The 12007-nt window shown below is 70.2% G+C and carries 12 protein-coding genes and 2 pseudogenes; 9 read left to right on the top strand and 5 right to left on the bottom strand.

Features of this window, described 5'->3' with window-relative positions:
- The first annotated feature begins 2 nt into the window (after window positions 1-2).
- The 6 genes and pseudogenes from lepB to ACFW6A_RS16360 form a co-directional block, all read left to right on the top strand.
- On the top strand, window positions 3-758 hold the full coding sequence (lepB, locus tag ACFW6A_RS16385; protein WP_351843376.1) for a signal peptidase I: 756 nt from the start codon (window positions 3-5) through the stop codon (window positions 756-758).
- On the top strand, window positions 755-1381 hold the full coding sequence (locus ACFW6A_RS16380; protein WP_351843374.1) for an NUDIX hydrolase: 627 nt from the start codon (window positions 755-757) through the stop codon (window positions 1379-1381). Before lepB ends, ACFW6A_RS16380 begins: the two co-directional genes overlap by 4 nt.
- A 55-nt stretch (window positions 1382-1436) precedes the next feature.
- A complete protein-coding gene (locus ACFW6A_RS16375) occupies window positions 1437-1745 on the top strand; it encodes a DUF2469 domain-containing protein (RefSeq protein ID WP_005311352.1) in 309 nt (102 codons plus the stop codon).
- A 113-nt stretch (window positions 1746-1858) separates the two neighbouring features.
- Window positions 1859-2224 carry a YraN family protein gene (locus ACFW6A_RS16370; protein ID WP_351843372.1) on the top strand — a complete coding sequence of 122 codons (366 nt, stop codon included), beginning with the start codon at window positions 1859-1861 and terminating at the stop codon, window positions 2222-2224.
- 1 nt (window position 2225) lies between these two features.
- Window positions 2226-3839, top strand: a complete 1614-nt coding sequence (locus tag ACFW6A_RS16365) for a YifB family Mg chelatase-like AAA ATPase (RefSeq protein ID WP_351843370.1) — start codon at window positions 2226-2228, stop codon at window positions 3837-3839.
- Window positions 3840-3955: 116 nt separating this feature from the next.
- A pseudogene (locus ACFW6A_RS16360) lies at window positions 3956-4588 on the top strand (DNA-processing protein DprA); the annotation flags it as partial.
- Window positions 4589-4712: 124 nt separating this feature from the next.
- On the opposite strand, the gene ACFW6A_RS16355 reads toward ACFW6A_RS16360, so the two are convergent.
- The 5 genes from ACFW6A_RS16355 to ACFW6A_RS16335 all read right to left on the bottom strand — a co-directional run bounded on the left by ACFW6A_RS16355 (window position 4713) and on the right by ACFW6A_RS16335 (window position 9655).
- The gene (locus tag ACFW6A_RS16355; protein WP_386641167.1) at window positions 4713-5201 is read right to left on the bottom strand and encodes a PIN domain-containing protein; all 489 of its coding nucleotides are present in this window, start codon (window positions 5199-5201) and stop codon (window positions 4713-4715) included.
- A 12-nt stretch (window positions 5202-5213) separates the two neighbouring features.
- A complete protein-coding gene (locus tag ACFW6A_RS16350) occupies window positions 5214-5390 on the bottom strand; it encodes a hypothetical protein (protein ID WP_386641164.1) in 177 nt (58 codons plus the stop codon).
- Between the two features lie 85 nt (window positions 5391-5475).
- Complete coding sequence (locus ACFW6A_RS16345) at window positions 5476-6015, bottom strand: DUF6262 family protein (protein WP_386641161.1); 540 nt, start codon at window positions 6013-6015, stop codon at window positions 5476-5478.
- On the bottom strand, window positions 6012-8489 hold the full coding sequence (locus ACFW6A_RS16340) for a hypothetical protein (protein ID WP_386641158.1): 2478 nt from the start codon (window positions 8487-8489) through the stop codon (window positions 6012-6014). Before ACFW6A_RS16340 ends, ACFW6A_RS16345 begins: the two co-directional genes overlap by 4 nt.
- A complete protein-coding gene (locus ACFW6A_RS16335) occupies window positions 8489-9655 on the bottom strand; it encodes a tyrosine-type recombinase/integrase (protein ID WP_386641155.1) in 1167 nt (388 codons plus the stop codon). The genes ACFW6A_RS16340 and ACFW6A_RS16335 overlap by 1 nt, the downstream gene beginning before the upstream one ends.
- Window positions 9656-9787: 132 nt before the next feature.
- Here ACFW6A_RS16335 and ACFW6A_RS16330 point away from each other — a divergent pair.
- The 3 genes and pseudogenes from ACFW6A_RS16330 to ACFW6A_RS16320 form a co-directional block, all read left to right on the top strand.
- Window positions 9788-10264 (top strand): annotated as a pseudogene (locus tag ACFW6A_RS16330) (DNA-processing protein DprA); the annotation flags it as partial.
- A gap of 239 nt (window positions 10265-10503) precedes the next feature.
- Complete coding sequence (whiG, locus tag ACFW6A_RS16325) at window positions 10504-11340, top strand: RNA polymerase sigma factor WhiG (RefSeq protein ID WP_169094468.1); 837 nt, start codon at window positions 10504-10506, stop codon at window positions 11338-11340.
- A 53-nt stretch (window positions 11341-11393) separates the two neighbouring features.
- Complete coding sequence (locus tag ACFW6A_RS16320; protein ID WP_351843472.1) at window positions 11394-11963, top strand: TetR/AcrR family transcriptional regulator; 570 nt, start codon at window positions 11394-11396, stop codon at window positions 11961-11963.
- Window positions 11964-12007: the final 44 nt, after the last annotated feature.

Here is a 12007-nt window from a genome sequence, read left to right as displayed (position 1 = left end):
ACATGAGCGGAACGACCGAGAACCGCGACGGCCACGGCCGGCTCGGCAGCGTGCTGTCCGGGCTGGCCGTGGCCGTCGGCTTTCTGCTCTTCCTCGGCGGCTTCGCCGGCGGAGCCCTGCTCTATCAGCCCTACACCGTCCCCACCGGCTCCATGGCCCCCACCCTCGCCACCGGCTCCAAGGTCCTCGCCCAGCGGATCGACGGCGACGAGGTGCGACGCGGCGACGTCGTCGTCTTCAAGGACCCGCTGTGGGGCGGCGCCACCATGGTCAAGCGGGTCGTCGGCATCGGCGGCGACACCGTCGCCTGCTGCGGCACCGACGGCCGCCTCACCGTCAACGGCACCCCGATCGACGAGCCCTACCTGGAGTCCGGGACGGGCGGCGCGGGCGGCGTCGTCCCCGAGGAGTTCCACGCCACCGTCCCCGAGGACAGCCTCTTCCTCCTCGGCGACGACCGCACCACCTCCCTCGACTCCCGCAGCCACCTGGAGGACGCCGCCCAGGGCTCGGTGCCCCGCGCCACCGTCGTCGCCCGCGTCGACTCCGTCGTCTGGCCGCTCGACGGCGGCCTCGTGGACCGGCCGGCCGCCTTCGCCGCCCTCCCCGGCGGCGTCTCCACCCCCGGCCCCGTCGGCCTCCTCCTCACCGCCATCGCCGCCGGCGCCTTCCTCATCCTCGCCGGCGCCGCCCACGGCCCCCTGGCCAAGCTGCTGGCAGGGCGCCGCAAGCCCGCCCGGGAGAAGGTGAAGGCATGACGAGCGGTACGGGCTCCGCTCCGGGCGCTACGGGCGTGGGCCCGGGCTCGGGCGGTGCGGGCCCGGGTTCCGGGGGCGCGGGTCCCGGTTCCGGCGGTACGGGCCCGGGTTCCGGCGACACGGGCGCGGCCGGCGACACGGTCCGGCAGGTCGCGCGGGTGATCCTGCTCGACCCCGACGACCGCGTCCTGCTCATGCACGGCCACGAACCCGACGACCCCACCGACACCTGGTGGTTCACCCCCGGCGGCGGACTGGAGGGCGACGAGACCCGCGCCCAGGCCGCCCTGCGCGAACTCGCCGAGGAGACCGGCCTCACCGACGTCGAACTCGGCCCCGTCCTCTGGCGCCGCCGCTGCTCGTTCCCCTTCGCCGGCCGCCGCTGGGACCAGGACGAGTGGTACTACCTCGCCCGCACCCGCCACACCGGCCCCGTACCCGGCCCCCAGGCCCTCACCCGACTGGAGACCCGCAGCCTCTCCGGCCTGAGATGGTGGACCTCCGCCGAACTGTCGGCGGCCCATGAGACCGTGTACCCCATCAGGCTCGCCGAGCTGCTGCGCACGCTGCTCGACGAGGGACCCCCCAGCACGCCCGTCGTTCTCGCCCCGGAAATCGTTTAGGGGCACGCGCGGCTGGCGCACAATAGGGGGACGCACGGCTGAAGGGGAACATGCCATGAGCGCCGAGGACCTCGAGAAGTACGAGACCGAGATGGAGCTGAAGCTCTACCGGGAGTACCGCGACGTCGTCGGGCTGTTCAAATACGTGATCGAGACCGAGCGCCGCTTCTACCTCACCAACGACTACGAGATGCAGGTGCACTCGGTCCAGGGCGAGGTCTTCTTCGAAGTCAGCATGGCCGACGCCTGGGTCTGGGACATGTACCGGCCCGCCAGGTTCGTCAAGCAGGTCCGCGTCCTCACCTTCAAGGACGTCAACATCGAGGAGCTCAACAAGAGCGACCTCGAACTGCCCGGCAGCTGACCCCGCTCCTCTCACCCGTGTGAGTGAGCCGGTCTCCCGCGACCGCCCACTCGTCCACAGCCCCGCACACGCCCGGCGCCACCTCCGTCACAGTCGGTGACGGAGGTGGTCCCATGAACGCGACCCAAGCACTCGGACGGTACGGAGAAGAACTGGCGGCCCGCCGGCTCACCGAGACCGGCCTGCACATCCTCGCCCGCAACTGGCGCCACGGCCGGGCGGGAGAGATCGACATCGTCGCCCGCGACGGCAAGACCCTCGTCATCTGCGAGGTCAAGACCCGAAGGATCGGCGCCTTCGAACACCCCATGGCCGCCGTCACCCCGCACAAGACCGCCCGGCTCCTGCACCTCGCCGCCTGCTGGCTCGACCACACCGGCACCCCGCCCCCCGCGGGCGGCGTCCGCATCGACCTCATCGGCATCGTCCTGCCCCGCCGCGGCGCCCCCGTCCTCACCCACGCCCGGGGGGTGGCCTGAGATGGGATTCGCCCGCACCTGCTCCGTCGCCCTCGTCGGCGTCGAAGGCGTCGTCGTCGAGGTCCAGGCCGACCTCGAACCCGGCGTCGCCGCCTTCACCCTCGTCGGCCTCCCCGACAAGAGCCTCAGCGAGAGCCGCGACCGCGTCCGCGCCTCCCTCGTCAACTCCGGAGCCGAATGGCCCCAGAAGAAACTCACCGTCGGCCTCAGCCCCGCCTCCGTCCCCAAATCCGGCAGCGGATTCGACCTCGCCATCGCCGCGAGCGTCCTCGGCGCGGCCGAACGCATCGACCCGCGCTCCATCGCCGACCTCGTCCTCATCGGCGAACTCGGCCTCGACGGACGCATCCGCCCCGTCCGCGGCATCCTCCCCGCCGTCCTGGCCGCCGCCGACGCCGGATACCACCAGGTCGTCGTCCCCGAGCAGACCGCCGGAGAAGCCTCCCTCGTCCCCGGCGTCTCCGTCCTCGGCGTCCGCACCCTCCGCCAGCTCATCGCCGTCCTCACCGGCGAACCCGTCCCCGACGAGGACCCCGCGGAACACGGCCGGCCCGACGCCATGCTCGCCGGACTCCTCGTCCCCGGCGCCGGCATCGGCACCGGACTCGCCCCCGACCCCGGCGAAGGCCCCGACCTCGCCGATGTCGCCGGACAGCACACCGCCCGCCGCGCCCTGGAGATCGCCGCCGCCGGCGGCCACCACCTGCTCCTCACCGGACCACCCGGCGCCGGCAAGACCATGCTCGCCGAACGGCTCCCCGGCATCCTCCCGCCCCTCACCCGACAGGAATCCCTCGAAGTCACCGCCGTCCACTCCGTCGCCGGCATCCTCCCGCCCGGCGAACCCCTCGTCCGCCGCGCCCCCTACTGCGCGCCCCACCACTCCGCCACCATGCAGTCCCTCGTCGGCGGCGGGAACGGCGTCCCCCGGCCCGGCGCCGTCTCCCTCGCCCACCGAGGCGTCCTCTTCATGGACGAAGCCCCCGAGTTCTCCGCCAAATCCCTCGACGCCCTCCGCCAGCCCCTCGAATCCGGGCACGTGGTCATCGCCCGCGCCGCCGGCGTCGTCCGCCTCCCCGCCCGCTTCCTCCTCGCCCTCGCCGCCAACCCCTGCCCCTGCGGCCGCCACACCCTCCACGGCGCCGGCTGCGAATGCCCGCCCTCCGCCGTCCGCCGCTACCAGGCCCGCCTCTCCGGCCCCCTCCTCGACCGCGTCGACCTCCGCGTCGAAGCCGAACCCGTCACCCGCAACGACCTCCTCGGCCGCGGCAGCCGGGGCGAACCCACCACCACCGTCGCCGACCGCGTCCGCGAAGCCCGCGCCCGCACCACCGCCCGCCTCACCGGCACCCCCTGGACCCTCAACAGCGAGATCCCCGGCCACGAACTCCGCACCCGCTACCTCGCCGCCCCCGGCGCCCTCGCCCACGCCGAACGCGACATCGAACGAGGACTCCTCACCGCCCGCGGCCTCGACCGCGTCCTCCGCGTCGCCTGGACCATCGCCGACCTCGCCGGACACGACCGCCCCGACCACGACGACATCGCCCACGCCCTCGAACTCCGCACCGGCATCGCCCGAGGCGTCCCCCTCACCACCGGAGACCGACCGTGACCGACCACCACCCCACCGAAACCCCCGCCCCCGCCCCTGCCTCCGACACCGTCCCTGCCTCCGACACCGCCCCTGCCTCCGACACCGAACGCCTCGCCCGCGCTGCCCTCACCCGCATCCTCGAACCCGGCGACGAACAAGCCGGCCACGCGCTCCGCACCCACGGAGCCACCCGACTCCTGGCCCTCCTCCGCGACCCCCGGGAACCCCCGCTGCCCGGCACCGGCCCCCGCCGCCTCGCCGGCTGGCGCCACCGCGCCCGCACCACCGCGCCCGAAGCCGACCTCGACCGCATCACCCGGCTCGGCGGCCGCTTCCTCGTCCCCGGCGACCCCGACTGGCCCACCCAGCTCGACGACCTCGGCGCCACCCGGCCCATCGGCCTCTGGATCCGGGGCCCCGCCCCCCTGCGCACCTGGGCACTGCGCTCCGTGGCCCTCGTCGGCGCCCGCGCCTGCACCCCCTACGGCGCCCACACCGCCGCCGAACTCGCCACCGGCCTCAGCCGCCACGGCTGGGTCGTCGTCTCCGGAGCCGCCTACGGCATCGACGGCGCCGCCCACCGAGGCGCCCTCGCCGCCGGCGGAGCCACCGCCGCCGTCCTCGCCAGCGGCGTCGACACCCCCTACCCCCGAGGCCACGCCGGACTCCTCGACCGCATCGGCCACCAGGGACTCCTCATCGGCGAACTCCCACCCGGAAGCCACCCCACCCCCAGCCGCTTCATCCTCCGCAACCGCGTCATCGCCCATTCTCTGGGGCAAGCGGCTGTCGCGATGGCTCAGCTAACTCGTTTCCGCAGCTCAGTGGCGGTTCTGATGACCGTAGCTAGCGCAACACGTGTGGTGCAATCGCTAGTTCGGGTGATCAGCTTTAGGCGACCTGGCCAAGGGGCGCCTGCGGAGTCGTGGACTCCCAGAACTGAGGTTGGGCGAGTGGATTCGCGTCGCGGTGAATCCGAGTGTTGACCAGTCCTGTAGCTTCAGAGATGCGCACGAAGTCGGCGTCAAGGCTGAGGGTCTGAAGCCCAAAAAGGGCGGCGTTGGCTGCGCAGAGCAGATCAATTGCGCGGGGTGATCGCTGCCACGTGTGGTTGGTTATCTCCTCTTGGAAGTCCAACGCGATTTCGTCTGCGAAGTCTGCAGAGAAGACTGGCACGAACAGCGTGTCCAAGTCTTCCTGGAGTTCGATGCGATCACCAGGGTTTCTCGCGCTGGACAGCATTTCTAGGAGGATCACAGGACACATGGCCACGAGTCCTTGAGTGAGCCGGTCGTGCCAGTCTGCTCGAAGGTCAGCTTCGCTCAGGATCGTCGAGGCGGCGCAGGTGTCGATCAGATAGGTGCAGGGAGAGGTGGGCATGATGTGCCGCCTTCACTGGTTCCTCTTGGAGGCGTGCTGTCGATGCTCATCCAAGAGGTGATCAAACTGCCCCTTCTTCGCGCGCTCCGCAAGGCGAGTGAGGGCACCCTCTCTCTCCTCTGGCGTGACTTTTCGGGTCCGCCGGAGGCGGATCTCCTGGCGCTTGACCTTGTCGATCGGCTTCTTCATGAGGAACCTCGATCCCTGCGGCCCGGTCATTCCATGTTAGGGCGTTGGCGTGAAACGCACTTGTCTGTTCCTCTCTGGATGGTGATCATCGATTTTCCGATCCCGCCATCAAGTTCAGAGAGCGGGTCAGTTCTCGGTTGGCGGCCCGAGCAGCCTCCAGCTCTGCATTCCGTTCCTCCAGGTTCGACGCCAGCTCGACGTTCCTCTGTTCCAGCCGGGTGATCGTGCGCTGGAGCTCCTCGATGTCCGTGGGGGCGCCCAGACCGGACTCGCGCCAGGTCTGTTCACCCATGAGCTTCGACAGACGGTTCTCCAGCTGCTGGACTCGGGAGACGAGTCTGGTGTTGCGGTCGTGAGCGTTGGCGAGGTCGACCTGTAGCGAGGCCAGGCTCACTGGTGAAGCGGTGCTCGGGTCGTTCCGGGACGGTTCGAGTTCGGCGGCGTGGACCAGGGCGAGGAGGTCGCGGTGGCGATAGAGGAAGGTGCGATCCACTCCTGCCTGGCGGGCGATGGAGGAGACGCTGATTGGGGCGTTGTCCTTGGTCGCGTTCTTGATCGCTGCCATCACGCGTTTCCGGCGGCGTTCAGAGTCGGCTTTGCGGCCGTCGGCCATGGCGGAACTCATGCTGACCTCCTGGGACGGACGTCGGGCAGTGGCTGGCCGACGCGTGGCATGCCGAGCATCACTGTCCGGCTTCGCCGGACCACGGAGATGGCCTGCTCGATCTGTGCCCGGTCTTCCGGGGTCAGGTCGTCGAGGTCAGCCTTGACGCGATTGATGAGCCGGCGGACTCGACGGATCTCCTCCTCGGAGGGCATCGCCTCGCTGCGGGCCCAGTCGTCTGCTTCGAACGCGGACATCAGCCGTTCTCGGCTTCGCAGCAGGTCAGCGAGATATGCCTCAAGGTCGGGCAGGTATGAGACGTCCGTGTTGAAGTGTTCGCAGCCCAGACAGCGGAATCGGAGGGGGCAGCTCTGGCCACCTGCCGCGACGTTGGACGGCTCCTTGCAGACTCCGTAGGCGGTGGCGACTTCGCCGATCGCTCGCCTCACGTGCTCGGATTCCAGGAGGCTCTGTGCCTTGCGCCAGACGCGGTTGCCGTGCCGGTCGAACTGCAGGGCAGTAACCCGGTTGACGGCCTCGCGGCGACGCTCCTGACTCACCCGGTAGTAACCCTGAGTAGTTTTCAGTTGGCGGTGGTCCATGAGCTCCTTGAGGACGTCGGGCGGAACCCCGGCGTCGGCATGCCGCTGGGCATAGGTGTGCCGGTAGGCATAGGTGAAGATCTTGGACTTGTCGGAGGGAAGCATCTTCGTCGTCGGCTCCCCTTTGTCGTGGACCACGACCGGGATCAGGAACTCCGGCAGTGAGTCGACCCAGTCGCGGTGGGTGTCGGAGAACAGAGCGATCGACTTCTTCCCTTCCGGGTTGGCCCGGGTGGTCGGCAGGAGCTTCAGCTCGCTGACCGGTGTGTCGGGAAATCGTTGCCGTACTCGTTCTTGCTGTCCTGTGATCACCGCCGCGGTCTCCTTGGCGATGGGCAAGCGTCGGCCGAGCCGGTAGGACTTGTGGTTGTCGTAGACAAGGACAGGAGAACCGTCCGGTTCCCGCTGCAAGCAGTCCCAGGGCAGCGTGCAGATCTCGTCCGGGCGGCGGCCCGTGTCGATCATGAGCTCCGTGGCGACCCGGACTTCCGTGCTGCTGGACTCTTCCAGCAGATCCAGGTTGTCGCAGAGCTGCCGCATCACCTCGTCCGGCAGATCCCTGCCAGCCTCGGTGTCCTCCGGCTCGTCAGGAACGTCCTCGGGGAACAGGGTGAACTGCGGGGGCATGCCCTCCAGGACCTGGCCCGAGGAGGCCAGCCCGAGGCTCCGCATGCGGCCCATGACCAGCCGGATTTTGCGGATCACGTTCAGCCGGGTGTGCTGGCTGATCTGGCCGTCCTCGGCCAGGAACGCCAGCCGGTTGCAGAAGTTGACCATGTCGGTGCGGCTCAGAAGAGCCGGGATGTGGCCGCCGTCGTCCCGCTGCAGCCGCAGGCTCTCCGAGAGCAAGGCCATCGCCGCGATGTGCTGCTGAAGGTGTTGCCGGACCGACTTGCTTCGCCGCCGAGGGAGGTCGTCGTAGGTCCAGATCTTCATCGCTTCGCGCAGTGGTCGTTGCTGGATGGCGGTGAAGTTCAAGGAGCCGGAGTGACCGAAGACTGTGAGGTCCCAGAGGTCCTTGCGGCACTCGGTCTCCGGGGTCGCCCCCAGGCGCCCGAGGATCGTCAGCCCGGCGGTGACGATCGAGCTGACCTGTGCCCCGAGGCCCGTCTCGTCCATGGCCATGGTCTCTTGAAGGCTCGGCGTCTGCAGGACACGGAGCCGGTCGGCCAGAGGCCGCAGCCAGAAGTCCCGGGTCCGGATCCCCTTCGTCGTGCGGACCTGCAGAACGTAGAGGATCTCGGCGACCACCCGGCGGGGCAGACCCCGCAGGCTGACCTCCCGGTCCGCAGCGACCGCCGATGCGGTCAGCCGCCATGCGGCCTCGTCCCCGTCGAACTCGCCCCTTCGGATCATCCCGGTGAGCCGGTTCTGGTGGGCGTGACAGTGGACGATCTTCGGACTGTGGCGCGTGCGGTAACAGGAGACGACCTCGCATCGGCCGAATCCCGGCAGCGGCTTCACGTCCGGATGCTGCAGGTACTCCTCGAGCGAGAGCTTGAGCGTCTTGGTGCGCTGGAAGTGATGGGCATCGCAGAGCAGAGGACCCTTGCCCTTCCAGGGGCGCTGGCAGCCGGCCACCCTGCAGGGCTCCTGCCCGATCGACCGCCAGGTCCTTCTCGCCGTCGCGACGAACTCGTTAAACGGCAGCCCTGTCTTCTTCCAGCGGACCCGGCATCCAAGACACATCGGGTCGCCGAAGTACGTGCCCTTCTCGCAGCCGGTGACCTGGCAGTCCGGCATGCCCAGGACGGGGTGGCTCTTCGGATAGAAGATCACCCGCAGGTCCCAGTCCCAGCTGAGCAACTGCAAGAACTCCGGGTCCAGGGCGTCGATGATCTCCTGAGTCCGGGTGTCCTCGGGATCTCCGACGAGAGGCAGAGGCGTTGCCATCACCGGCCCTCCCGTCGGTGCAGCCCCCGCGGCGAGGGAACACGTTCGACGGCCTCCCTCAGCCGGGCCCTGTCCGGGATCAGGTAGGGACGGACCGACTCCGGGGAATCCTGCCCGAGCAGTGCCTGGACCTCGTCGGGCGAGCCGCCGGCATCCGCGACGTTGCTGCCGAACGCCCGGCGCCCCATGTGCGGCGTGACCCTCCGGGACAGCTTCGCGCGCCGGCTCAGGCGGTCGAACAGCTCGTTGAGAGCGTCCGGCGGCATCGGTGCCCCCAGCGGCTCTCGGAAGAGGTTGACCAGCAGGAAGTCGCTGCCCCCGGCGCCGAGGATCTCGTGACGTTCGTCGAAGTACTGGTCGAAGGCCTGGACGACGAGGAAGTCGAGGGGCTGGATCCACTCCTTCTTGGACTTCGACCATGCGCGGTTGGCGTTGTCTCGGCGCTTGACGTGGACGTGGGCGCCTTCGTAGTCGCAGCCAAGGGCACGTGAGTCGGGCAGCAGATGGCAGTCGCTGCGGTGCAGGCCCGTGATCTGGCCGCGGCGCAGGCCGACCCGTCCGTCCAGCAGCACGATCAGACGGTCGCGGGCGCTGTGGCACCCGTGAAGCATGCCGACCATCTCCTCGTCGGTGGCCCGGTCGACGTCCGCCTCCGGCTCCTGCAGCCGGTGCCGGGCCTTGAGCCGGAGGGACAAGCCGCTGTCCTCGCCTTGAGCCTCGGCCGGGAGATCACGGCTGTCGCCCAGTTCGTAGAGCTGCCCGAGAACTGAGCGCGGCGCTTCCCCCACCGACACCGCATAGGACAGCAGGCCGCGTACCGCCGTGAGGATCACGTTGACGCGTCGCTCGCCTCGGACCGGCTTGGTTCCCGGGCCGAACACCACGGTGGTCGAGCCGTTGACTGGTCGCGACGGCGTGTACTTGAGCCAGACCATGAACAAGCCGAGGTCCCGGGCCGCCGTTGTCCAGTCACGTCCTGTCGCCAGGCACCAGCGGAAGTAGAACGCTGCCCCACCAGCGTGCGACTTGGTTGTCAGCTCGGCCCGGCTTCGTCCGAAGCGAAGGAAGCGAAGCCACTGATCGGCGACGGGAACGACGTGGAGGTCATCGTCGATGACAGTCCAGTAGCGATGCCCCGAGGGAAGATCTACAGGGAAAGCCCTCATGTACAGCTCCGTAGATTTGGCGGTCAGTGCAACAACCCGCCACAGAGCAACACCCCCCGAGAACGAGTCTCAGAGCATCAACGAGCTCACCTCGTGCCACGTCACACCACAGCCCGTGCACCCATAGAGAACGCCGCCCTCACCCGCGGCACCGTCGTCGTCGAGGCCCGGCACCGCAGCGGCTCCCTCGTCACCGCCCGCGCCGCCACCCGCCTCGGCCGCCACACCATGGGCGTCCCCGGCCCCGTCACCAGCGCCCTCTCCGCCGGCGTCCACGAGCTGCTGCGCGACGGCGCCACCCTCGTCACCGACGCCGACGAGGTCGTCGAACTCGTCGGCGCCATCGGCGACCTCGCCCCCGCCCGACGCGGCCCCGTCCTGCCCCGCGACCTCCTCGACCCCGCCGCCGCCCAGGTCCTCGAAGCCCTCCCCGTCCACCCGCCGGCACCCACCGCGGAGATCGCCCGCCGCGCCGGGACCGGCCCCGACGAGGCCCTCGCCCGGCTGTACGAACTCCACGCCCTCGGCCACGCCGAGCGGGACGGCGACGGATGGAGGTTGACGAACACCGGCAAGCCGGTGTCGAACGTGCGGCGAGGCGGTCCTTGACCTGGCGCATTCGGGTGAAAAGGTGAGCCCGATGAACAACCGAGTTCTCTCGGCCGCACCAGCGGGGCCGACACGCGCCACGACCCCCGTTCGAAGATGTGGCCGACCGCGTCCACCCGGACCGGCGCGATCCGCTGCCGTTCGCTCACCGCGACACCGCACTCACGCTACGCTCACCAGGATTCCCCACAGGACACCCAGACCGACGCACCCGACAGCAGAACGGCTCAAGGCAACGCATGCCCCAGCACACCTCCGGGTCTGACCGCGCTGCGGTGCCCCCAGCAGCCCGGGGCACCGTGCGGCCGGCCGCGCCGACCTCGCTCGACGAGCTGTGGCGCTCGTACAAGTCCACCGGCGACGAGCGGCTGCGGGAGCAGCTGATCCTGCACTACTCGCCCCTCGTCAAGTACGTCGCCGGACGCGTCAGCGTCGGCCTGCCGTCCAACGTCGAACAGGCGGACTTCGTCTCCTCCGGGGTGTTCGGCCTCATCGACGCCATCGAGAAGTTCGACGTCGAGCGCGCCATCAAGTTCGAGACCTACGCCATCACCCGCATCCGCGGCGCGATGATCGACGAACTCCGCGCCCTCGACTGGATCCCCCGCTCCGTGCGCCAGAAGGCCCGCAACGTCGAGCGCGCCTACGCCACCCTCGAAGCCCAGCTCCGCCGCACCCCCAGCGAGAGCGAGGTCGCCGCCGAACTCGGCATCCAGCTGGAGGAACTGCACGCGGTCTTCAGCCAGTTGTCCCTGGCCAACGTCGTCGCCCTGGAAGAGCTGCTGCACGTCGGGGGCGAGGGCGGCGACCGGCTCTCCCTCATGGACACCCTGGAGGACACGGCCGCCGACAACCCCGTCGAGGTCGCCGAGGACCGCGAGCTGCGCCGGCTGCTCGCCCGCGCCATCAACACCCTCCCCGAGCGCGAGAAGACCGTCGTCACGCTCTACTACTACGAGGGCCTGACCCTCGCCGAGATCGGCAACGTCCTCGGCGTCACCGAGAGCCGCGTCAGCCAGATCCACACCAAGTCCGTCCTGCAGCTCCGCGCCAAGCTGGCCGATGTGGGGCGCTGACCCGGCCCCACCGGTCGTACAGTGGAGCCGTGCCCAGGATTCGAGCGGCCTCCGTGGCCGAGCACCGGACCATGCAGCGCGGCGCCCTCCTGGACGCCGCGCGTTCCCTGCTGTCCGAGGGCGGGACGGAGGCGCTGACCTTCCCCGCGCTCGCCGAGCGCACCGGCCTCGCCCGCTCCTCGGTCTACGAGTACTTCCGCTCCCGCGCCGCCGTCGTCGAGGAACTGTGCGCGGTCGACTTCCCCGTCTGGGCCGCCGAGGTCGAACTCGCGATGGCCGACGCCGACACCCCCGACGCCAAGGTCGCCGCCTACGTCCGCACCCAGCTGAACCTCGTCGGCGACCGCCGCCACCGCGCCGTCGTCGCCATCTCGGCCGGTGAGCTCGACGACGGCGCCCGCGAGAAGATCCGCGCCGCCCACGGCGGCCTCGTCGCCATGGTCGTCGAAGCCCTCGCCGACCTGGGCGTGCCCGAGCCCCGCCTCGGCGCCATGCTCCTCCAGGGCGTCGTCGACGCCGCCGTCCGCCGCATCGAACTCGGCGCCGCCGAGGACCCGACGGTCGTCGCCGACGCGGCGGTCTCCCTGGCCCTCCACGGCGTCACCGGCCCCACCCCTTCCTGAACCAGGGGCCCTCTCCCCCCCGCCCCCCCGCCCCCCGCCCCTCC

The organism is Streptomyces sp. NPDC058758 (assembly GCF_042746075.1).
Classification (GTDB): Bacteria; Actinomycetota; Actinomycetes; order Streptomycetales; family Streptomycetaceae; genus Streptomyces.
This window is presented reverse-complemented; position numbering and strand designations above follow the sequence as displayed.

Coding starts and splice junctions, on each gene's coding strand:
- lepB (WP_351843376.1), top strand. CDS start 3: ATGAGCGGAACGACCGAGAACCGCGACGGCCACGGCCGGCTCGGCAGC.
- ACFW6A_RS16380 (WP_351843374.1), top strand. CDS start 755: ATGACGAGCGGTACGGGCTCCGCTCCGGGCGCTACGGGCGTGGGCCCG.
- ACFW6A_RS16375 (WP_005311352.1), top strand. CDS start 1,437: ATGAGCGCCGAGGACCTCGAGAAGTACGAGACCGAGATGGAGCTGAAG.
- ACFW6A_RS16370 (WP_351843372.1), top strand. CDS start 1,859: ATGAACGCGACCCAAGCACTCGGACGGTACGGAGAAGAACTGGCGGCC.
- ACFW6A_RS16365 (WP_351843370.1), top strand. CDS start 2,226: ATGGGATTCGCCCGCACCTGCTCCGTCGCCCTCGTCGGCGTCGAAGGC.
- ACFW6A_RS16355 (WP_386641167.1), bottom strand. CDS start 5,201: ATGCCCACCTCTCCCTGCACCTATCTGATCGACACCTGCGCCGCCTCG.
- ACFW6A_RS16350 (WP_386641164.1), bottom strand. CDS start 5,390: ATGAAGAAGCCGATCGACAAGGTCAAGCGCCAGGAGATCCGCCTCCGG.
- ACFW6A_RS16345 (WP_386641161.1), bottom strand. CDS start 6,015: ATGAGTTCCGCCATGGCCGACGGCCGCAAAGCCGACTCTGAACGCCGC.
- ACFW6A_RS16340 (WP_386641158.1), bottom strand. CDS start 8,489: ATGGCAACGCCTCTGCCTCTCGTCGGAGATCCCGAGGACACCCGGACT.
- ACFW6A_RS16335 (WP_386641155.1), bottom strand. CDS start 9,655: ATGAGGGCTTTCCCTGTAGATCTTCCCTCGGGGCATCGCTACTGGACT.
- whiG (WP_169094468.1), top strand. CDS start 10,504: ATGCCCCAGCACACCTCCGGGTCTGACCGCGCTGCGGTGCCCCCAGCA.